The sequence below is a fragment of the Pseudomonas sp. LBUM1679 genome (assembly GCF_059695565.1).
Window position 1 is genome coordinate 2,053,871 of the sequence record NZ_CP166774.1, and the last position, 20,232, is coordinate 2,074,102.

Genomic DNA, 20,232 nt, shown 5'->3' on the forward strand with positions numbered 1-20,232 from the left:
CGGATGAATTTCACCGCAATGGCCGCCGACAAAGTGATGCAGGATCTGGTCGACTGTTTGCTGGCCGAACATTTTTTCGGCACCGAGCCGCTGAACCTGGTGGCGCCCTCGGCAGCGGCCGATCAACCCTTTACCGGGGTGAGCGCCGGGCACCGGATCTGGGAATGGCCCGGCGAGCCCCAGGGCTGCCTCGTCATTGCCCTGCGTCCCGGCATTACCCAGCAATGGGAAAAAGTACCGGGCACGCCGGTATGGGCGCGACAGGATGAGCAGTTGACCGAGCTGTCGCCCGAGGCCTTCACCACCCAAGTGCTGGCCGGGATGACCGGTCGCTACCCGGACAATGAAAAAGGCTTTGCCCTGTTCCTCGATGTGCTGCGCACCAGCGTGCGGCAAACCGAGTTGTCCCTGAACCATGGGGTCGACAGCGAGCGCTTGCTGGAAAAAAACAACGCGGACTTCTTCCTGACCATGGAGCAGTGGGCGTCGCTGCGTGATCGTCCTTATCACCCGCTGGCCAAGGCCAAGCAAGGGTTGAGCGACACGGAATATCAACAGTATCAGGCCGAGTTCGCGCGCCCGGTGGCGTTGCATTGGGTGGCGGTCGATCGCACCCTACTGCAGTGCGGCGACGGGGTGACGGACCTGGCGCAGAATTACCCGGCCCAGTACCTGTTGCCGCCGCTGTTGCAGGCCGACTTGCAGCAAGAGTTGCAACAGCGAGGCATTGCCCAAAGCCATGTCGCGCTGCCGGTGCACCCATGGCAGTTCGAGCATGTGCTGCAAGCGCAGCTCGGCGACGCCTTTGCCCGCGGCGACTGTCAGCGACTGGACTTCACCGACGGTGACTTCTTCGCCACCTCGTCGTTGCGCTCGATGACCCCGTGCTTCAACAGTGCCGATTACCTCAAGCTGCCGATGGCGATCTATTCCCTTGGCGCCTCGCGTTACCTGCCTGCGGTGAAGATGATCAACGGCGGCCTCAGTGAAGCCTTGCTGCGCCAGGCGCTGGCCAAGGACGAAACCCTCCGACAGTCCCTGCACCTGTGCGATGAAACCAAGTGGTGGGCATTCATGCCGCCGGACGCGACGCTGTTCGACGAAGCGCCGCGCCACCTCTCGGCCATGGTCCGTGGCTATCCGCCGGCGCTGCTGGAAGATCCGGACACCCGCCTGGTGCCCATGGCGGCGCTCGGTACGCCGCTGCCCGGCAGCAACCAGCACTTTTTCGATGACTGGATGGCTTACCGCCAACTGCCGGCCAGTGCCGCGTCGGTGATGACCCTGTTCCGCGAGCTGTGCCACAGCTTTTTCGACATCAACCTGCGGATGTTGCGCATCGGCATGCTCGGGGAAATCCACGGGCAGAACGCGGTGCTGGTGTGGAAGGCCGGCTACGCCCAGGGCCTGCTGTTGCGCGATCACGATTCGTTGCGCATCTACGTACCCTGGCTGGAACGCAATGGCCTGGCCGACCCGGCCTACCGGCTGAAGAAGGGGCACGCCAACACGCTGTACCACGATCGCCCCGAAGACTTGCTGTTCTGGTTGCAGACCCTGGGTATTCAGGTCAACCTCCGCGCCATTATCGATACCCTGGCTGAGGTCTACGCGTTGCCGCCGACCCGGTTGTGGAAGGCCATGGGCGAGGCGCTCAACGAGCTGATCGACACCATTGAGTTTGATGCCGAGGCGCGAACCATGATCAAGCACCAGTTGTTCGAAGCGCCACACTGGCCACAGAAATTGCTGCTGACCCCGATGATCGAACGGGCGGGCGGCCCTGGCAGCATGCCGTTTGGCAAAGGCCAGGTGGTCAACCCGTTCCACAGGCTCGATCACGATGCCTGAACCGCGACATCATCCTTCCAGGCGCACGCTGCTGCGCCTGTCCCTGGGGGCGCTGGCCCTCAGGTTTTGTTCGCCGGCGTGGGCCGAAACCGGCGCCGCGCCGTTGCGGGTGATCACCCTGTTTCAGGGCGCCACCGACTGCGCCGTGGTGTTGGGCGTGACGCCTTGTGGCGTGGTGGATTCCTGGAGCGAGAAACCGACCTATCGCTATTTGCGCGAAGCCCTGGGCGCCGTGCCCCATGTCGGGCTGGAAACCCAGCCCAGCCTCGAGGACATCGCGCTGCTCAAGCCGGACCTGATCGTGGCCTCGCGCTTTCGCCATGAACGCATCGCACCCTTGCTCCGGCAGATCGCCCCGGTGCTGATGCTGGAGGAAGTGTTTGAATTCAAAAAGACCCTCGCCCTGATGGGCGCTGCATTGCAGCGGCAACAGCAGGCCGACGAGATTCTCGACCGTTGGCAGCAGCGTGTGGTGCAACTGCGTCAGCAATTGCAGCAGACCTTTGCCGGTCGCTGGCCGCCGACGGTGTCGATCCTGGATATCCGCGAAGACCATATCCGCAGCTACCTGCCGGCCAGCTTCCCCGGTTCCGTGCTCAGCGAACTGGGCTTCAACTGGAGCGACAGCAGCCGGGAGGCGAGCGGGGTGTCGATCAAGCTCACCAGCAAGGAGAGCCTTGCGGTGGTGAATGCCGATATCTTCTTCGTGTTTCTGCGCGCGCAGAACGCGGCGGTGCAGCGCAACTACCAGAGCCTGGTGCAACACCCGCTGTGGAAGCAGATGCGTGCCCCGCAGCAAGGGCAGGTGTGGCAGGTCGATGGCATCGCCTGGAGCCTGTCGGGCGGCATGCTGGGGGCGAACCTGATGCTAGACGACGTGGCCCGCGTGGCTGCGGCGCAGGTGGCCTCATGAGTCCTGGTGCAAAGCTGTGCTGCGCCGGAGTCGTATTGCTGTTGTGCTGCGTGTTGAGCCTGGCGGTCGGCGCCACCTGGATTCCGCTGCCGCAGATTGCCGCGGCCTTGGTCCACCCCGACCCGCTGAGTATCGATCATGTGCTGGTCACCACCACGCGGCTGTCGCGGACCCTGATGGCGATTTCCGTCGGCGCCAGCCTGGCGGTCGCGGGCGCCCTGATGCAGGCACTGACGCGTAATCCGCTGGCGTCACCCGGCTTGTTCGGGATCAATGCCGGTGCGACTTTTTTCATCATCCTGTTTTCCTCGATCTTCTCCCTGGCCTCGCCGGATGCCTGGCTGTGGTGTGCTTTTCTTGGCGCTGCCGTGGCGGGGTGCCTGGTGTGGCTGATCGGCAACATGGGGCAGGGCAGTCTCAGTCCACTGCGCATCGTGCTGGCGGGGGCGGCGATGGCTGCGCTGTTTTCCGCCTTCAGCCAGGCGTTGCTCGTGGTCAACCAGGATGGCCTGGACACGGTGCTGTTCTGGATGGCCGGTTCCTTGACCGAACGCAGCCTGTCGACCGCCGCCCCCTTGTTGCTGTGCGCGGTGCTTGGTTTGTCGGGGGCGCTGTTGCTGGGCGGGCAGGTCAACGTACTGAACGCCGGGGAAGAGATTGCCACCGGGCTCGGGCAGCGTACCGGACTGATCCGGCTGCTGATGAGCGTGCTGGTGATCTGTCTGGCGGGCAGCGCCGTGGCGTTGGCCGGCAGCATCGGTTTTATCGGCCTGCTGGTGCCGCACATGGTGCGCAAGGGATTGTCCATCGACCATCGCTGGCTGTTGCCCGGTTGTGCACTGCTGGGGGCCATTCTCCTGCTGTTGGCGGACACCCTGTCGCGGGTGGTGATCCTGCCGCAAGAGGTGCCGGTGGGCGTCATGACGGCGCTGTTCGGCGCGCCGTTCTTCATCATGCTGGCGCGGCGTGGAGGTCGTTATGGATAAGGTGGTGACCTGGCGCCGGGGCGGGTATTCCCGGCAGGTCAACCTTGGCACCTGGTGGCGATTGGCGGCGGCGCTGCTGGCCACCTCGCTGGTGATGCTCGGCTCGTTGGCGCTGGGCAAAGTCATCCTGTCGCCCTTCGAGGTGCTGCGCATCCTGTTTTCCAGCCAGGACCCCAGCCTGACCTTGATCGTCGAGCAACTGCGTTTTCCGCGCATTGTCCTGGCGGCATTGGTGGGGGCGGCGTTGTCGGTGTCCGGGCTGATCCTGCAAAGCATCATCCGCAACCCGCTGGCGTCGCCTGACCTGCTGGGCATCACCAGCGGTGCCAGCGCCGCCGCCGTGCTGTACCTGTCGTTCCTGTCGGTGACCCTGGGGCAACAGTTTCTGCCCCTGGCCGCGATGCTCGGAGCGGCCCTGGCGACACTGGCCATTTATCTGCTGGCCTGGAAGCAGGGGGCCTCGCCGTTGCGCCTGGTGCTGATCGGCGTCGGCGTGTCGGCGATGTTGACGGCGGCGACCACCTTCATCCTGGTCTTCAGTCCGCTGACCACCACCCTGTCGGCCTATGTCTGGTTGACCGGCAGCGTCTATGGCGCCAGTTGGCCCGAACCCCTGGCACTGGCGGGCTGGCTGTTGGGCATTTGCCCGTTGCTGGTGCTATTGGCCCGGCAGGTGATGGTGCAACAGCTGGACGACCACCTGGCCCAGGGCATTGGCGTGCGTGTGCAATGGCTGCGGGCCGGTCTGTTGCTGGTGAGTGTGGCATTGGCCGGTGCGGCCGTGGCCTGGGGCGGCGCAATCGCCTTTGTCGGGTTGATTGCGCCGCACATTGCCAAGCGCTTGGTGGCCCCCGGTTTCGCGGGTCAGGCGGTGATGGCAGCGCTGGTGGGGGCCAACCTGGTGATGCTGGCGGACCTGGCCGGGCGCACGCTGTTCTTGCCCCTGGATCTGCCGGCGGGGATCTTTGTCGCGGTCCTGGGCACGCCCTTTTTTCTCTATCTGTTGATTAAACAACGTCATTAAGGAACTCAACGCATGACGTCGATTGCAAGTCGCGGCCTGACCCTGAGCTATCAGCGCCAGGTGATTATTGACGCACTGGACATGCAACTGCCCAAGGGCAAGATCTCGGTGCTGATCGGCAGTAACGGCTGCGGAAAAAGCACCCTGCTCAAATCCTTTGCCCGACTGCTCAAGCCGCAGCAAGGCTCGGTGATTCTCAACGGCGTGGATATCCAGCAAAAATCCACGGCGGCGGTGGCGCGTGAGCTGGCCATCCTGCCCCAGACCCCGACGGCGCCGGAGGGCATTACCGTGCGCCAGCTCGTGGCCCTGGGCCGATACCCTTATCAGAGCTGGATGCAGCAGTGGTCGGTCGAGGATGAAGCCATGGTCAATCGCGCACTGGAGCAGACCAGCCTGCAGGCGCTGGCCGATCGACCGGTGGATGCCCTGTCCGGCGGGCAGCGCCAGCGGGCGTGGATCGCCATGACCCTGGCTCAGGACACCGGCATCGTGCTGCTGGACGAGCCGACGACCTTTCTCGACCTGGCGCACCAGATCGAGGTCCTGGACCTGCTGCGCGACCTCAACCGGCTCGAGAACAAAACCATCATCATGGTGCTGCACGACCTCAACCTGGCCTGTCGTTATGCCGATCACATGGTCGCGGTGCACGAACGAACGGCCTTTGCCCAGGGCCGGCCCGAGGACGTCTTGACCCAGGCGCTGGTCAAGACCGTGTTCGACCTCAACTGTCGAATCATTCCCGACCCGTTCTTTGGTACGCCGATGTGCATCCCGTTCGGTCGGGAACTGCCGCAATGAGTCTGGCTGGTTATTTCACGGCGCCAGAGTGGGCGGTGTTGTCCGGTGGATTGCGGCTCAAAGACATTGAAGCGCGCTACCCGTTACGCTCGCTGATGGCCCGGGACTTGTTGCAGGAGGCGGTGTGCGAGCAACTGCTGGACGCCTTGGGCCCGGTGATCGGCTCGCCGAGCCGGGCGATCACCGCCTCGCTGCTGGGCAAGCGTTTATCGTTTCTGGCGACCGGTGCCTGTCTGTATGCGATGTCGGTGTATGACAAGGGGCTGCTGCTGTCTCTCGACAACACGGTGATCGAGTACGGCCACGATGACGGGTTGTGGACGTCGTCGCTGCCGCTGCATCACGGCCAGCCGCTGACCTATGGGACCAATGAGCGCGAGGCCTGGCGGGAAGCCGTGGTGCAGGCGCTGTTTGCCGGGCTGTTGAAACCGCTGTGGCAAACTTTCAACCGGGTCACCGGCGTTACTCGGCGCATCCTCTGGGAGAACACCGCCGTACGCGTGTATTCGTTGTATGAAAAACGCATGGCAAAAATCGACGATCCGTCGGTGCGCGAACGCTGCGAAGCGGACTTCCAATGGTTGCTGACTCAGGCCGACCCTGCGCTGTTCGGCCTCGACTACAACCCGCTGAGCCATTTCCGCCGACCGCCGACACTGGTCGACGACGGCCAACGCAGCATTCGCTTCCGCCGCACCTGTTGTTTCTACTACCTGGCCACCGAGCCTGCCGAATACTGCTCGACCTGTCCATTGCTACGCCCGGGGAAAAAATGCCGATGAGTGATCAGATTACCCCTCGGCAGCAGGTCGTCAGCCGGGAGCTGCCAGATCAGTCCATTGCCACGCCCAGGGAATGCCGATGAGCTATCAGATCAACCCTCGCCAGCAGGTCGTCAACCGGGAGCTGGCAGACCAGTCCATTGCCACGCCGGGGAAATGCCGATGAGCTATCAGATCAACCCTCGCCAGCCAGTCGTTAGCCAGGAACTGCTCGCCGCTTACCGATCGATCCCTTCGTCGACCGTCGGCCATTTTTCCGACCGCGGCTTCCTGCGCGGGATCAAGCCGTTGTTCAACGATATCCGCATGGTCGGCCAGGTCGTCACCGTCAAAGTCTTCCCGCCCGATGGCAGCATTCTGCGTGAGGCCCTGTTGCTGAGCGAGCCAGGCGACGTGCTGGTGATCGAATGCGTGGGCGACGAGGAATGTGGTTGCTGGGGTGAGCTGCGCACCTTGGCGGGATTGATCAAAGGCCTGGCCGGGGTGGTGGTGTCGGGTGCCGTCACCGACGTCAGTGCCTTGCGTCGTCATGGTCTGCCGGTGTTTTGCCGGGACGTCAGTGCCTACACCACGCGCGGCATCGGCGCCCGCGGTGAAGTCAATCAGGCGATCACGGTAGGCGGCGTTCAAGTACAGCCGGGCGACCTGGCCATCGGTGACGATGACGGTGTCTTCATCCTCGATCCCGGCCGGGCCGCCGAGCTGCTTCCCGAGCTATTACGCAAAGAGGAAACGGACCAGAAGCGCAGAGCCGAATTCCTGCAGCGGCTTCACGCCCGTCCTGCTTAAATCGGCGCAATCGCCGTTTGCCCTTGTAGGAGCGAGCTTGCTCCGGGCGGCGTTCCGACGAAAAACGTTAACGATAACGCAGATCTTCTGGTTGCCCGCGTCGCCGATACGTCCTTCGCGAGCAAGCTCGCTCCTACAGGGTTTGGAGTTCTTCACAGTCCTGCGGTATGCAGGTGATCGTGTAGGAGCTGGCTTGCCAGCGAAGGCGGCCTCAAGCCATGCAGCGCCCATGAAGACGCCTTCGCCAGCAAGCCGGCTCCTGCACAGGGGTTTGGCGGTCGCTCAGAACCCGAACTTGTCGCGCAACCCGTAATACCACGCCCCCAACGCCGCAAACGGTGTCCGCAGCATCTGCCCACCGGGAAACGGATAATGCGGCAAGTCGGCAAACGCGTCGAACCGCTCCGCCTGGCCACGCAATGCCTCAGCCAGGACCTTGCCCGCCAGGTGCGTATAGGTCACCCCATGGCCGCTGCAACCCTGGGAATAGTAGATGTTGTCGCCCAGACGTCCAACCTGAGGCAGGCGCGACAGGGTCAGCAGGAAATTGCCGGTCCAGGCGTAATCGATCTTCACGTCCTTGAGCTGGGGAAAGGCCTTGAGCATCTTCGGCCGGATGATCGCTTCAATGTTCGCCGGATCCCGCGCGCCATACACCACGCCGCCGCCAAAAATCAGACGCTTGTCACCACTCAGGCGGTAGTAGTCGAGCAGGTAATTGCAGTCTTCGACGCAATAATCCTGAGGCAGCATGGCCCTGGCCAGTTCCTCGCCCAGCGGCTCGGTGGTAATGACCTGAGTCCCGCAGGGCATCGACTTGGCCGCCAGCTCCGGCACCAGATTGCCCAGGTAGGCGTTGCCGGCAACGATGATGAACTTGGCCCTGACCTTGCCCTGTGGCGTATGCACCAGCGGATTCGCCCCGCGCTCGATTCGCACCGCTGGCGACTGCTCATAAATAGTGCCGCCCAACGACTCGACGGCCGCGGCTTCGCCCAGCGCCAGGTTCAGCGGATGAATGTGCCCGCCACTCATGTCGAGCATGCCGCCGATGTATTGATCGCAAGCCACCACTTCACGGATCCGGCGTTGATCCATCAGCTCCAGCTGGGTGTGACCGAAACGCTCCCACAGCCGCTTCTGGGATTCCAGGTGTCCCATCTGCTTGGCGGTGATGGCCGCGAACACGCCGCCGTCCTTCAGGTCGCACTGGATATTATATTTGGCAACCCGCTCGCGAATGATCCGCCCGCCCTCGAACGCCATCTGCCCCAGCAACTGAGCCTGCTTGGGCCCGACACTGCGCTCGATCACATCGATGTCACGGCTATAGCTGTTGACGATCTGTCCGCCATTACGCCCCGACGCGCCAAAGCCCACCTTCGCCGCTTCCAGGACCGTCACCCGAAAACCGTTCTCCAACAGAAACAGGGCCGCGGACAGGCCGGTGTAACCGGCGCCGATCACACAGACATCAGTCTCTACGTCATCCTGCAGGGCCGGGCGCGGCGGAACCGCATTGGCCGAAGCGGCGTAGTAGGACTCGGGGTAGGGTGTGTGCGCCATCCTGCAGCCTCTGTTTAATATATTTTACGAGTGCATCGATCCTACCCGAGTTAAAAATCGACCGCCAGCCACCGCAAACCCTTCTTTGCCGCAGCAAAATTAAATATTTTGCATATTCATAGGGTTAGCTCGAAAAAAGGTGTTGACACCCCTCCGGAATTCCGTAGAATGCCGCCACACAGCAGGCACGTAGCTCAGTTGGTTAGAGCACCACCTTGACATGGTGGGGGTCGTTGGTTCGAGTCCAATCGCGCCTACCAAACAAAATCCGCTCTGCTGGGCGGTCTGGAAGGGCTCACCGAAAGGTGGGCCCTTTTTTGTGGTCGATTGAAAAATCTCATGAGCGCTGAGGCTCGATACGATTAGGGGGGTAGGGCGCGGTGTCAGTCCGCGCCTTGCGCCTCCAGCTTTGCCTGACGGTCCCTGCTTGATATGCCCGGCGTTCTCAGTGATCGAGGACCGGGATGTCATCGATCATTCAGCAGTTCGGCAACCCCGCGCGTGATGAATTCCAGGTTCTCATCGAGCTTGGACAGAGAGCTGCGGATCCTGACGGCATCCTCGGCGGGGCCATGCAGTTGCTCGATCCAGATGGAGAGCGCCTCGACGGACTCCGCAATGGCGAGCTGGTTTTCGTTGAGCTTGAATATCAGCGAAGGGATGAGGTCGTGGGTAGGCATGGCTGATTCCTCCTTTGCGTGAGGAAAGCGTAGCAGGCAAAAAAATCTGCAGTCCGCACGATCCTTTCCGCCTTCACTCGGCGTAAGTTGTCAGCCGAGTCCATGACTTCAGCTGGCCATCGCGATTCTCAGTGCTACCGCGGCTTCAAGAAGCTTATTCGCCTGGCTCGAGACAGCGGTTGCCAAGGCATCATTTCCAGCGGCCTTCAGCATGGCTGCCAAATCGAGCAGCTTCCCCACCTCGATCTCAACGATGCGAACGGATTCGGTTATCTGGTATTGAAGTGAGTGCGCCATGCCTAAGCCCTCGTTCCGGATCGGCCAGGGCACCCGTGTGCCAGGTAGTCCGCTGTACCTCTTTCAATGAAGAGTCTTGGCCCTGCGACTTTCGCCGATCCTGATCCGGTCCAGTGCCCGGTTCAGAGCATCCAGGGCATCAAGGAGGGCTTTCGCCTCGGTCTCTCGACCCTCTCCCCAAAGACGTTCAGCCATTTTATTCAGGGCCTGGATGGCGCTCTCTATTTCAGCAGCGGTTGCTGTACGGGTGTCTGTCGGCCGTTTCTTGGTCATTGTCAGAATTTTTGCAGTGCCTGCACGAAAAAAGGGGGCGCGAAAAAAGCGAAAAAAAAAGGGGGCGGGGTGATTTCCAGAAAGTAACCGAAAAATAAAACCGTCCTTTTTTGGGCTCTGCCGGGCGGTCTGGAAGGGCTCACCGAAAAGTGGGCCCTTATTTGTCTGGCTTGAGTTTATACAGAGCGTTCAAAAAGTATCGGGTTGGTTCACGCGGGGTACTGTGAACACCGGGAGCGTCCTGTTTCTGGCTGCGATTCTCTCTCTGTAGCCCGATCCTTGTCACCAACTGTCTTCTCCCGCTATTGAATAATTGCAACTGATCCTCCACCGCCACCTATGGTGCCACCGCCACCGCCACCGCCACCGCCACCTACGGTTCCACCACCAGAGCCACCGCCAGACCCGCCACCGGTTCCGGTTCCTGACTGGGATCCCCCTGATGAGCCGAGTGACGAGGTGCTGGCCGAGTCCCCATCGGAATCATCGTCATCACGGGTGCTGGCGTAACCGCCGGCAATAGCGAATCGTTTAAGCAGGAGGTCATAACTGAAGATAGCCGCTGCATTTTTGCCTTGGTAGCCGACACCCACGGGGATCCCGAACATTGGGGTAACGGCAAAGGGGTAGTAGCTGATACCTGCCGACGCGATGGCGCTATTTTCATCACGGCTAGACGTTGCATGAAGAGTAAAGCCTATACCGGTATTGGCGCCAAAGGCATACGTCAAGCCAGCAAAAGCGCCTATATCAGCAAGTGCGATCGGTGCCGCACAGGAGACAAGTGCAGCAGCTAAAATAATGTTTTTCATCTCTATTACCCCAAGGAAGCTCTGGAAAAGTCCTCTTTCTCGCAGCCCACAAAAAGCAATAACTCATGAGTTATGTAGTTGTTATTTTTAGAGCGGCTCCTTCGAGCCGGATGGGGATTTTCCAGGGCCCCAACGTCGTTGCGACATGACGTGAGCTTAGGCTTGCAGGGGGGACTTTCAACACCGTTCGTCGGCAGGTTTCTGCGAGAGGTGCTGCGCTCGATGGCCCCGGATTGAGGCCGCCGGGCTTTGCGCCACTCATGCAACACAACCTGCCAAGGAGGGCGAATGGGCTATGCGCAAATTCAACCTGAAGTTCCTGAGCGACGCCGATGACGCGCGCCCGAAGTACTAAGGGAGCGACAAACCCATCAAGGTCGAAGATGCAATTTTAGTTGAAAACGGCTTTTGGCATGGTGTTACAGATATTCGAATTCTGAACAAATATATTCGACTAACTCTTTCGAAATCCTCTCAGTCTCCAGGTTCATCGCCTCGGCTATCTGCCAAGAGATGACGCGCTTGAGTGCGGCGGCGCCGACTTCCTCGACAAGGCCTTGTTCGGCGAGGAATTCGTCAAAGTCAGATCCGATATTCTTGTTCATGCGCTCTGCCTCATAATTTTGCTTGGCGCTGCGGGGCAGTGGCCATGTCAGACGCTGGTGTCTTTTGGCTCTTCTTGATGAAACCGTGGAGCAGAACCATGTCGGAGCCTACGACGGTGAAGAGATCAAGGGAGAGTGGCGATGATCACGTGTAGGCGCAATCAGGCGGTTCTGAAGAGGGCGTAAGAAATTTCCCGGAGAGTGAGCGGTAAACCGATCATTCATCAGCCTTGCGTAATTGACGCTCATCAAGCTATCGAAGCCGGCCTTTTTTATCGGTCGGATTCTTGTTCAGGAACACGGGTTGTCGGCAATTCGGGCGTAAACTAGCCGGGCTACCTCATCAAAAGGAGCCGCATATGATCGCCGATCAAACGAACAAACAGGCCGCTGATACCCGATCTGTCTGGGATCAGTACTTCTGCGCTGCGTTGATTGCGGAAAGCAACCTGACGGCACCCGTTGTCGGAGGGGCTACGCACGAGGACAGGCAGAACCTGTTGATTGAAAGGGCCAAAGCCCTCGCCGACAAGATGATGGAAAACCGAAAATAACCGGAGCCCAGCCATCGCGCTGGGCTCTTTGCGTCCGGCGTGTCGACTCAGGTGATCAAGTCTACGGTGCCACTCGCCAGGCGATAGACGCCGCCCACTATCTTCAACGTGCCCTTGCCCAAGGCATCGGTCAGCAAGGGCGAGGCATGTTTCAGGCGCTCCACCGAGTCTTTGACGTTTTGCTCGGTGGCGTTTTCCATAAGGCTCCCGGGTTGACTGAGCACTTTCTCGATGGAGGGCTTGAGTGCGTCAGTCAGTTTCGGAATATGGCCAGGGAACACGGTGCGATCCTTGACGGCTTTGATGCCTGCATCGATGGCGCCGCAGCTTTCGTGCCCGAGCACGAGGATCAAGGGGGCGCCGAGCACCGCGACGGCGTATTCGAGGCTGGCCAAACCCTCGTCCGTGACGAAGTTGCCCGCGACACGTATGGCGAAAAGATCGCCTCGAGCGGTGTCGAACGCGTACTCGGGGGCAATGCGCGAGTCGGAGCAACCCAATACCGCCACGAACGGGTTCTGGCCGGAAACCAGGGCTTCTCGCTCATCCTTGAAATCGTGGGTCTTGGAATCGCCGGCAACATAACGTTGATTGCCTTCCATCAGTCTTTTCAGGGCATTGTCGGGGCTGATCGAGTTTTGCGGTTTTGGAGGAGGGGCGGTTTTCTCGGCAGCCCGGGCGATCTTGTCGGGCAGTGCGCCGGCCAGTAGCAGGGCGCCTGCGCCCAGACCGGCAAGCCGAAGAAACCTACGACGACCACTCGCGATTTGCATAGCGTTTGAATCACATGATTCACACATGATCTTGTGTACTCGGGTCAGTTGGGGTGGGAACGACTTCGCATCAAGAACTGGTGCAGCGACGAGCTGTCAGCGCTTGTGGGGTGGAGTCTAGCCGCGATCCGCCTGCCGATTGACGCTTTGAGTGTTTGATGATTTTGCTGCGCGATGCACGCCCTCATTACATGCGCTACTACTGAAAAGCTGATTCATTTCGTCCTGACAGGAGTACTTCGATGCTGGCTCACTGGGTTCTGGCGGCAGTTCATCTCTTGGCGTTTGCCCTGGGCTTCTGGGCGGTGCTCACTCGTGGCACGGCGCTTCGACGCCTGGTTGCCGGGGCCGGGGAAGCTCGCAGTGTATTGATCGCGGACAATCTGTGGGGCCTCTCGGCCGCCATGCTGTTGGTCACCGGTGGGATGCGAGCCTTTGGCGGGTACGAGAAGGGCGCTGATTATTATCTTCACCAGCCGTTGTTCCACCTCAAAATGACACTTTTCGTGCTTATTCTGTTGCTGGAAATCGCACCGATGGTGACGCTGATCAAATGGCGGAGGGCACGGGCGCGAGGCGCGGCGATCGATACCGGCCGTGCGCAGCTGTTTGCACGGATCAGTCATATCGAAGCGATGCTGGTGTTGCTGATGGTGGTCGCGGCCACGGGCATGGCGCGGGGCGTGACTTTTGGTTAGTCGTACGCCAAGGCGCGCTTGTTCGGGGTGAGCCCGAGGCGTCTGGCATTCAGGGCGTGAAGCTTGGCAAGCAGGATCGGCTTCACGTTCTCGACTGCATCGCCCGTAAGTGCCATGGTCATCGAGCAGGGGGGTGAGAAATGAAAGGCGATGCGAGGCATGAATCTCTAGCCAGCCATGGTTCCGGGGTGAACGGGCTGGCTACCGACTACAGCAGTATTCAGGACTGCGGCTTGTCCGGGGCGGTCAGGCCAGCCTGGATACGCTGATAAATTTCTTCGCGGTGCACGGCAACGTCTTTCGGAGCGTTGATGCCGATCCTGACTTGCTGGCCGCTAACGCCCAGGATGGTGATCGTAATGTCATCACCAATATTTATGCTTTCACCGACTTTGCGGGTGAGTATCAGCATGGTCTTCTCCTTGATTGCTTTGTGGGGCACCTGATTCGGACAGTGCAGAGGTCGGTGGTCTATATAGATTAGTGCGAAGTCTCACGGTTTGGGTGCCTCTTTCTGACGCGCAGATGCTGCATTAATTCCCAAGGTGTAACTATACAGAGGCCGCAACCATGATTCTCGTTGTTTTGAGTCGATTTTGCGGCACTCGGGAAGTATTCATGGATGCTAAAATCTGCGCTTTAGGCATCCAGAGGGAAGCGTTGTGCGCAAAATGGTCTTGGTAATCGCGGTACTGGCACTGGCGGGATGCGGTGAGGGCAAGCGCCCTGACGTGCCAAAGCCGCAGACAACAGCGGCGACCGCACCGGTGGCGGCCTCTGCACCCCAGTGGGATCTCGAGGTGCGAGGCGAAATAACCCAGGCCGTCAGCGACCTCAGCGGCTGGCTGATCGAGCATAGTTTCGTATCCAGTGTCGTCAAGGAAAATGGCAAGACGCGGATTCTGCTCGGGCCATTCAATTCCAGAGCCGAGGCCGAGGCCAAACAGGCCGAAGTGGCCGCGGCGCTCACCCGGGCGAAAAAACAGAACATCGAATTGCTGGTCGTCGAACACACAGCGCCGAACGCTTAACCGCAAGCCTTCATGTCGATCGGGCCGACAAACTCGTTGCCGCGCCCCATCACGCAGCCCACGCTCTGGTTGCGCTGACGTTCCCAGGCCTCGACCGGATAGGTTTTGTTCCAGGCTTCGTACAGTTGCCGGTCCTGTTTCGACAGGCGCAAACCGTACTGCTTGCTCATGTAGAAGTACGTCCGGGCGATCATGCCGCGAATGGAAGGGCGGGGCATGACCTTCTTCGCCTTGAAGTCGACCTGGGTCAGGCACGAACCGTATTGACCGGTTTGCACCGGCAGCCAGCCGAAACTGAAATTGCTGCGATCGCCGTTCATAATGTTATCTAGGGTGTCTTTTTGTTGACAGTCATGTGTTTTTCTAAAAAATCCAACACGATCAATTAGTTATAAAGCTGTAAGCCACCCTTAACGTTCTGAAAAGCTTGTCAACATTGACAGCGGCAAAAACTGGCCGACGAACGGCCCTAGTTGACTAACGTTACACGCTTGTCTCGCGATAATATTTTTCTTGTCCTGTTAGGACTGAGCTGCCGGGATTTAACGATGCGCTAACCGAATGCTAGCGCTCAATGGTGCTATTCTCCTCTTCACTTGTTCCTGTGCCAAAGCCGCCCGACCGTGGATTTAGGCAGCCTCAAAATCCGTACGACCTCAGCCTGGCTACGTCCTTCTTTCTTCAGCTCTTGGACTGCGTCCCATTTTTTCTCCGCTGCCACTGTCTGCGGATAGGGCAGCTTTTCGGGCTGAAAGGGGAGAGACGCGTCCAGTAGACCCATGCGTCCAACTCTTCCAGAGCTAAGTGCAGAACCTCCCGAGCTGTTTTTTGGTCTTGGGCTGCATGTACAAGTGATAGGAAGGAGATTGGATGCAAACGCATGGCTCCGGCGAGCTCCTGGCTCTCTTCCAAGGTCGCCGACGTTTTGACGGCTTCGAGCTGGCTAACATGCGATTGCGTGACGCTCAGAGCGATGTCGTGCTGTGAGAGACCCAGCCGAGCCCTTAATACCTGTAGCACCGCTGCGTACGCGTTGCGAAGCAACATCCTGACTCCCCCAAAGCAGGACGGTATGCCGCGATTGCGCAGATCAGTCGATCCGTCTGTGCCAATGCTTATGAACGGTAGCCGTAGAGATACCTAATTCATCAGCGATCTCTTTCTGGGTAAGTCCTTCCTCGCGTAATGAGTGGACTTTGGTGGTCATTATCAGGCCTTTCTCTGTAGGAGACAGCCTTGGGGTGGCCGTTTCCTCTCGTAGCTCATCAATAGCGCCGACTTCGGTAAGGTACTGAATTTCGGAGATCAGGCGCGAGAGCGTTACATCCATTGGCTCGTCGTTCCGGCTGCAAATTGCCATGGCGAATATCGCTAAAGGATCAACCCTTAAGGCTGTAGCAATCTGGTCAAGCTTCTCCAGCGTCACACCAGAACGACCGCTCTCCAGCAAGGCTAAGTAACTTCGGCTGGTTACATTAGCGAGATCATCCTGGCGAAGCTCCTTGGCCCTACGCGCAGCCCGTAGCGCTTTCGCGAATGCCTGACTCAGCGACATTGAAGACCCTCAAAAATGAGGATCAGGCCATGTTGATTGATTAGCTGCCACCCTATATATTGTACGTAGCTAATTTGCGGTTCACGACATTCACACTCACTGAGAGCGTGATGTGCAGTGGGCTGCAGGTGAGGCAACGTACTAACAATGACTATAAATTGACAGACATATCAGTCTGAAGGGAAGAAATGAGGATTCAAGCTCTATCAGATATTCATAACGAATTTTCTCTATTCTATCCACCGTGCTTAGACGTTGATGTGGTGATTTTAGCCGGTGACATTGATACAGGAACTCGCGGTGTGGAATGGGCCAACAAAACCTTCCACTGCCCCGTAATCTACGTCGGCGGAAACCACGAATACTACAAAGGCCATCTTGATCGCACACTCCAAAAAATGCGTGCCAAGGCGCTCTCGCATGTTCACGTTTTAGAAAACGAGCAAGTCGTCATCAATGGAGTACGGTTTCTTGGCACTACGGGTTGGACTGATTTTTACTCAACAGACAACGCCACCAGTGCGATGCTTGCCGCTCAGATTTCCATGAATGACTACAAACAAATTAGAACAGGAAATCAATATCACCGGATAAGGCCAATAGACCTCCAGCAGAAGTCGCATTTTGCGAAACAATGGTTGCTATCGCAATTGTCCACAAAGTATCAAGGGAAGACAGTAGTCGTAACGCATCATGCGCCATCACCTGAGTGTGCCCCCGGGATTAAATATGAAATGGGGCATCTAGCTGCAGCTTACGTCAATGATTGGAAAGAATTTGCAGAATTCGATATAGACCTATGGGTTCACGGTCACACGCATGTCGGCTATCACAAATCCATTAACGGCATTCCACATGCTTCCAATCCGCGTGGCTACCCGTTTGAAGACACGGGATTTGTATCGGATCTAGTGCTGACGATTTAAAGGTCAACGGCGCGCCAACAAAGTCTGTTATCCAGGAGTGTGTAGTGTTTAGAACAAGCGAAAGTCAACTGCAAGGCAAATTTAAAATGCCTGATGAGAGTCTCCTGCTGTGGAAGTCAGTCGACCTTAGTCACAACCAATATTCGTTCTTAATAGAGGGGGTAGGGTTCTTCGACGGGACATTGGGGCCAAACGTGCGCCTCGTTTGTGACGCGGCATCAGTTCAAACTATTTGCAGTTCGGGAGATTCCGAATTTCTTGCTGTAACCAAAGTATATCTAATTTCCCCAACGTGGATGAATGGGCAAAATGAACGTCTAATGGAACCGCTTTCCGAAATCAGATTGCAAAGTTCTGACCAAGAACCACCAATCTACGAATTTGTTACCATGGCGGGGGAGACCTATACAAGCGTTCCACAACCTAAAAGAACCTGAGATACCACTATGGTGACCCTGGATGAAATCGCTCAGCTACTCTACGGAACCGACGGGGAGGCTTCGGGTTGGAATGGCACCCAAGAAGACTTGATTTCCCTGGCTGGGAAGTTGTTTCCTGGCAAAGCGTTTTGTGTGGTGCGGCAGTGGATCTTGATCGACCTCACTGTGACATCCGAGGAAAAGGAAAAATTGACGATACTCGGACTGTTACCAGCGACCTTGTACGCTCACGAAGTCGTCTTGGATAGCAGGTGTCGCTTTCAACCCAAAATGTGGGTGCGCAGTAATTTCGGAGTGTCATTCATCTACGGCTGTATGTTTGAAACCAAGAACACCGTCTACCTCCTCTGGGGCCCAGGGCAGCGAAAAGAAGCGACCGTGGGGGCTGCTTTTTCGATGTCGCCCGCGTGAGCTCTGAACACCGTAAACACATAGTGAGTCATTTTGGAGATTTGGCCGGATGCCTGATGCAATCGAAGTAGAGCTTCACGGTAAGGATGTGAGTGACTTTCAGCTGAGTCGCTTAGTGCGAGCAAGCCACCGTGAATACAGCGTGCCGATTACTGCTTTTATCAGTGATGCTTTCATTGCTGAGGATACCTGTGTGGGTGTTTCTTTCGAGCATTCCGAAAAGAACGAGGCATTCGGCAAAGCTGATGGCGCCATTCTTCGAACGGGTAAAATTCAGTCAATTCGAAAGGAAGGGCGTTTCTGGTTGCTGGAAGCACGAGATGGGAATTACATCATCGGCAGTTTCATGCGAGGTGTCGGACGGCAAAGTTTCCTGAAGTTGCTCCACACTGGCGAGCGTAGCCGAGGGTTCATTCAGTAGGGCTCCGGTCTTGCACCTAGGAGATAAAACCCTTGATTCGCATTAGCCAGGTGATTCGGCCCGCTCCAGATGGTGGGAGATGAAACTCCTGATATTCGTCTGAGGCCCGTTGATGCAGGCGGAAAAACAGCCACGTAGCGAGAGATAGGCTTCAGAAGTTCCGTACGTCGTCGCTGAAAACGCCATTGGTTTCTACGTCTTCGTAGTAGGCATTAACGGCTTCGCTGTTCTCTGCCAGCCATTGCTAGCACTGTGTCCTCCTCAGTGCCTCGGGCACCGCTTGCTCCAATTGAATTACCTCCTGTGTCTGCATGGTGTTGTCTGCTCAGCCGTGATAATCAAGCTTACTGTTAAGCGAGCACTCCATTTTATAGGGTCAATAAAACCGCTCCCGATTGCAACAGTCCAGCCCGAACGGATAGCCGCTTACGCGAAGAAGCGGCTATTCGGTAGTTTTTTGTTCAACCTCAGGAGACCCTGGTCAATTTCGGCTCATCCTTCAGGCTGGCGTCCTCAATAATTTTTTTTGAACCTGTTAAAGATTCGTTGGTGCTGGGCCGATTGGATTTAGTAAGCCAATTTTTCGAGAGTGCTATGAGCGATAACGTCCGGTTGAAATCCCGCCTTACTTTCAAGTCCTCTGAAATTTTCAGTTTTCCTGGCACAGACGAGCATTATCGTGCGACAGTCAAACTTATCCAGTCTCGACTCATACGTGTAACCCTTCACGACTTCAAAGCATGCTTCACGCCACAGCAAGCTTATGAAATCGCGTCCGGTCTAATCAAAGCAGTACTCAACTCGGTTGATCACAATCACTCAAAACCGGATAAGTCTAATATCCAGAGTGCTCATGATCATTGGGCTGCTCTCATTGAGCGCCATGACCCGTTTGGATCACAGGAAACATCTGATCTGCTCCAAGTTTTGATGACGGGTAGAGATTTCATACTTGCAGGAGCCCTGCTCGATCCCGAGCCGGAGGTGGAATTCAAACGCGGTGAAGAACCTGTCTATGATTTTCAGATCAGACTTGATGGCCAATACGTCTTAATGTGTTTTGGCTGGGTGGTCTGGAGTCTCAGCAGGAGTGAAGCGCAGTGGCTGGCGGAGCAGCTTTGGACTGCGGTGTTTTTAGCGACGAAGCCTGAAGCGCAATTCATCAGGAGTCCGGATAACGCGTATAGATGACCTGATGCTTGTTCAGGGCAGGGCTACAGCGGGGCCGGGAGATGAAACCGCTTATATTCGCTGCCGCGAACGGATCCGACCCTCGCCATGGGGTGGGAGATAAAACCCCCGATATTCGTCAAAGTCCCATGTTTGTTGGGCGGAACGGCCAGCGGGGCCGGGAGATGAAACCGCTTATATTCGCTGCCGCGAACGGATCCGACCCTCGCCATGGGGTGGGAGATAAAACCCCCGATATTCGTCAAAGTCCCATGTTTGTTGGGCGGAACGGCCAGCGGGGCCGGGAGATGAAACCGCTTATATTCGCTGCCGCGAACGGATCCGACCCTCGCCATGGGGTGGGAGATAAAACCCCCGATATTCGTCAAAGTCCCATATTTGCTGGGCGGAACGGCCAGCGGGGCCGGGAGATGAAACCGCTTATATTCGCTGCTACGAGTCGATCTTGCCCTCGTTAGGGGCGGGAGATGAAACCCACGATATTCGTTAAAGGCCCGTATTTGCTGGTTGGAACGGCCAGTAGGGCCGGCAGAAGAAACCGCCGATATTCGCTTCAGCCAGCCGATCCGGCCCGCGCCACTGGGTGAGAGATAAAACCACGCATATTCATCTGACCACGGCTAGCCGCTTACGCGAAAAAGCGACTGAATTATTGTCCTAGAGGCACAAGAAAAGCGGTCAGGATTAAGCCCTCATGTCCGCGCGCAGGGCACTTTTGGGATTATTCCAAATTATGGCTCAGTCATAATTATTGCTGATCCATAATTTTTCTGCCCCAGCGGGCGGCTTCAAAAAATGGATTTCGGCCTTCGCTCGTATGTCGAACGGGTAGCAGGGGATAGCAATTTCC

At 57.8% G+C, this 20,232-nt stretch carries 24 protein-coding genes, 1 tRNA gene and 3 pseudogenes; 15 read left to right on the forward strand and 13 right to left on the reverse strand.

Annotation, left to right across the window (positions count from 1 at the left end; translation table 11 throughout):
* Positions 1-3: 3 nt before the first annotated feature.
* From ACA062_RS09460 to ACA062_RS09490, 7 genes are all read left to right on the forward strand, one after another.
* A complete protein-coding gene (locus ACA062_RS09460) occupies positions 4-1,851 on the forward strand; it encodes an IucA/IucC family protein (RefSeq protein WP_497456137.1) in 1,848 nt (615 codons plus the stop codon).
* Complete coding sequence (locus ACA062_RS09465; protein ID WP_497456138.1) at positions 1,844-2,764, forward strand: ABC transporter substrate-binding protein; 921 nt, start codon at positions 1,844-1,846, stop codon at positions 2,762-2,764. Before ACA062_RS09460 ends, ACA062_RS09465 begins: the two co-directional genes overlap by 8 nt.
* Positions 2,761-3,750 (forward strand): FecCD family ABC transporter permease, encoded by a 990-nt coding sequence (locus ACA062_RS09470; RefSeq protein ID WP_497456139.1) that lies wholly within the window; start codon positions 2,761-2,763, stop codon positions 3,748-3,750. The genes ACA062_RS09465 and ACA062_RS09470 overlap by 4 nt, the downstream gene beginning before the upstream one ends.
* Positions 3,743-4,774, forward strand: coding sequence for a FecCD family ABC transporter permease (locus ACA062_RS09475; protein WP_497456140.1), 1,032 nt, complete (start codon positions 3,743-3,745; stop codon positions 4,772-4,774). Before ACA062_RS09470 ends, ACA062_RS09475 begins: the two co-directional genes overlap by 8 nt.
* A 12-nt stretch (positions 4,775-4,786) precedes the next feature.
* Positions 4,787-5,578, forward strand: a complete 792-nt coding sequence (locus tag ACA062_RS09480) for an ABC transporter ATP-binding protein (RefSeq protein ID WP_128870248.1) — start codon at positions 4,787-4,789, stop codon at positions 5,576-5,578.
* Complete coding sequence (locus ACA062_RS09485) at positions 5,575-6,360, forward strand: IucA/IucC family C-terminal-domain containing protein (RefSeq protein ID WP_497456141.1); 786 nt, start codon at positions 5,575-5,577, stop codon at positions 6,358-6,360. The genes ACA062_RS09480 and ACA062_RS09485 overlap by 4 nt, the downstream gene beginning before the upstream one ends.
* Before the next feature lie 156 nt (positions 6,361-6,516).
* Complete coding sequence (locus ACA062_RS09490; RefSeq protein ID WP_497456142.1) at positions 6,517-7,149, forward strand: RraA family protein; 633 nt, start codon at positions 6,517-6,519, stop codon at positions 7,147-7,149.
* A 282-nt stretch (positions 7,150-7,431) separates the two neighbouring features.
* Here ACA062_RS09490 and ACA062_RS09495 read toward each other — a convergent pair whose 3' ends face one another.
* Positions 7,432-8,715 carry an NAD(P)/FAD-dependent oxidoreductase gene (locus ACA062_RS09495; protein ID WP_497456143.1) on the reverse strand — a complete coding sequence of 428 codons (1,284 nt, stop codon included), beginning with the start codon at positions 8,713-8,715 and terminating at the stop codon, positions 7,432-7,434.
* Between the two features lie 183 nt (positions 8,716-8,898).
* Here ACA062_RS09495 and ACA062_RS09500 point away from each other — a divergent pair.
* A tRNA-Val gene (locus ACA062_RS09500) sits at positions 8,899-8,975 on the forward strand.
* Positions 8,976-9,182: 207 nt separating this feature from the next.
* On the opposite strand, the gene ACA062_RS09505 is transcribed toward ACA062_RS09500, so the two are convergent.
* The 6 genes and pseudogenes from ACA062_RS09505 to ACA062_RS09530 all read right to left on the reverse strand — a co-directional run.
* Complete coding sequence (locus ACA062_RS09505) at positions 9,183-9,395, reverse strand: hypothetical protein (protein WP_497456144.1); 213 nt, start codon at positions 9,393-9,395, stop codon at positions 9,183-9,185.
* Positions 9,396-9,503: 108 nt separating this feature from the next.
* The gene (locus ACA062_RS09510) at positions 9,504-9,692 is read right to left on the reverse strand and encodes a hypothetical protein (protein WP_497456145.1); all 189 of its coding nucleotides are present in this window, start codon (positions 9,690-9,692) and stop codon (positions 9,504-9,506) included.
* Positions 9,693-9,755: 63 nt separating this feature from the next.
* Complete coding sequence (locus tag ACA062_RS09515) at positions 9,756-9,965, reverse strand: hypothetical protein (protein WP_497456146.1); 210 nt, start codon at positions 9,963-9,965, stop codon at positions 9,756-9,758.
* Positions 9,966-10,267: 302 nt separating this feature from the next.
* The gene (locus ACA062_RS09520) at positions 10,268-10,777 is read right to left on the reverse strand and encodes a hypothetical protein (RefSeq protein WP_497456147.1); all 510 of its coding nucleotides are present in this window, start codon (positions 10,775-10,777) and stop codon (positions 10,268-10,270) included.
* A 458-nt stretch (positions 10,778-11,235) separates the two neighbouring features.
* Positions 11,236-11,382, reverse strand: a pseudogene (locus ACA062_RS09525) (Fis family transcriptional regulator); the annotation flags it as partial.
* 10 nt (positions 11,383-11,392) lie between these two features.
* Positions 11,393-11,506: pseudogene (locus ACA062_RS09530) on the reverse strand (type II toxin-antitoxin system RelE/ParE family toxin); the annotation flags it as partial.
* A 235-nt stretch (positions 11,507-11,741) separates the two neighbouring features.
* Between ACA062_RS09530 and ACA062_RS09535 the strand changes: the two are divergent.
* Positions 11,742-11,936, forward strand: coding sequence for a hypothetical protein (locus ACA062_RS09535; RefSeq protein ID WP_497456148.1), 195 nt, complete (start codon positions 11,742-11,744; stop codon positions 11,934-11,936).
* Between the two features lie 47 nt (positions 11,937-11,983).
* Here the strand turns inward: ACA062_RS09535 and ACA062_RS09540 are convergent, their stop codons facing one another.
* Entirely contained in the window at positions 11,984-12,736 is a 753-nt protein-coding gene (locus tag ACA062_RS09540) for a carbonic anhydrase (protein ID WP_497456149.1), read from the reverse strand.
* Between the two features lie 215 nt (positions 12,737-12,951).
* Here ACA062_RS09540 and ACA062_RS09545 point away from each other — a divergent pair, with 215 nt between their 5' ends.
* Positions 12,952-13,407, forward strand: coding sequence for a DUF2214 family protein (locus tag ACA062_RS09545; protein WP_497456150.1), 456 nt, complete (start codon positions 12,952-12,954; stop codon positions 13,405-13,407).
* Here the strand turns inward: ACA062_RS09545 and ACA062_RS09550 are convergent.
* Together ACA062_RS09550 and csrA are read right to left on the reverse strand one after the other, a co-directional pair.
* Complete coding sequence (locus ACA062_RS09550) at positions 13,404-13,568, reverse strand: hypothetical protein (protein ID WP_497456151.1); 165 nt, start codon at positions 13,566-13,568, stop codon at positions 13,404-13,406. The two genes, ACA062_RS09545 and ACA062_RS09550, sit on opposite strands and share 4 nt — an antisense overlap.
* Positions 13,569-13,627: 59 nt before the next feature.
* A complete protein-coding gene (csrA, locus tag ACA062_RS09555; protein ID WP_008028241.1) occupies positions 13,628-13,819 on the reverse strand; it encodes a carbon storage regulator CsrA in 192 nt (63 codons plus the stop codon).
* Between the two features lie 250 nt (positions 13,820-14,069).
* On the opposite strand from csrA, the gene ACA062_RS09560 reads away from it, so the two are divergent.
* Entirely contained in the window at positions 14,070-14,438 is a 369-nt protein-coding gene (locus ACA062_RS09560; RefSeq protein WP_497456152.1) for an SPOR domain-containing protein, read from the forward strand.
* Here the strand turns inward: ACA062_RS09560 and ACA062_RS09565 are convergent.
* Positions 14,435-14,758: pseudogene (locus ACA062_RS09565) on the reverse strand (endonuclease); the annotation flags it as partial. The gene ACA062_RS09560 and the pseudogene ACA062_RS09565 overlap by 4 nt on opposite strands.
* Positions 14,759-15,528: 770 nt before the next feature.
* Positions 15,529-15,993 (reverse strand): helix-turn-helix domain-containing protein, encoded by a 465-nt coding sequence (locus tag ACA062_RS09570; protein WP_150817657.1) that lies wholly within the window; start codon positions 15,991-15,993, stop codon positions 15,529-15,531.
* Between the two features lie 188 nt (positions 15,994-16,181).
* Here ACA062_RS09570 and ACA062_RS09575 point away from each other — a divergent pair, with 188 nt between their 5' ends.
* From ACA062_RS09575 to ACA062_RS09585, 3 genes are all read left to right on the forward strand, one after another.
* Positions 16,182-16,919, forward strand: a complete 738-nt coding sequence (locus tag ACA062_RS09575; RefSeq protein WP_497456153.1) for a metallophosphoesterase — start codon at positions 16,182-16,184, stop codon at positions 16,917-16,919.
* 446 nt (positions 16,920-17,365) lie between these two features.
* On the forward strand, positions 17,366-17,770 hold the full coding sequence (locus tag ACA062_RS09580; protein WP_497456154.1) for a DUF6957 family protein: 405 nt from the start codon (positions 17,366-17,368) through the stop codon (positions 17,768-17,770).
* A 49-nt stretch (positions 17,771-17,819) separates the two neighbouring features.
* On the forward strand, positions 17,820-18,191 hold the full coding sequence (locus ACA062_RS09585) for a hypothetical protein (RefSeq protein WP_497456155.1): 372 nt from the start codon (positions 17,820-17,822) through the stop codon (positions 18,189-18,191).
* A 151-nt stretch (positions 18,192-18,342) separates the two neighbouring features.
* On the opposite strand, the gene ACA062_RS09590 is transcribed toward ACA062_RS09585, so the two are convergent.
* Positions 18,343-18,429, reverse strand: coding sequence for a type II toxin-antitoxin system CcdA family antitoxin (locus tag ACA062_RS09590; RefSeq protein WP_497457390.1), 87 nt, complete (start codon positions 18,427-18,429; stop codon positions 18,343-18,345).
* Positions 18,430-18,785: 356 nt separating this feature from the next.
* On the opposite strand from ACA062_RS09590, the gene ACA062_RS09595 reads away from it, so the two are divergent.
* Positions 18,786-19,382, forward strand: a complete 597-nt coding sequence (locus tag ACA062_RS09595; protein ID WP_497456156.1) for a hypothetical protein — start codon at positions 18,786-18,788, stop codon at positions 19,380-19,382.
* The last annotated feature ends 850 nt before the right edge of the window (positions 19,383-20,232 follow it).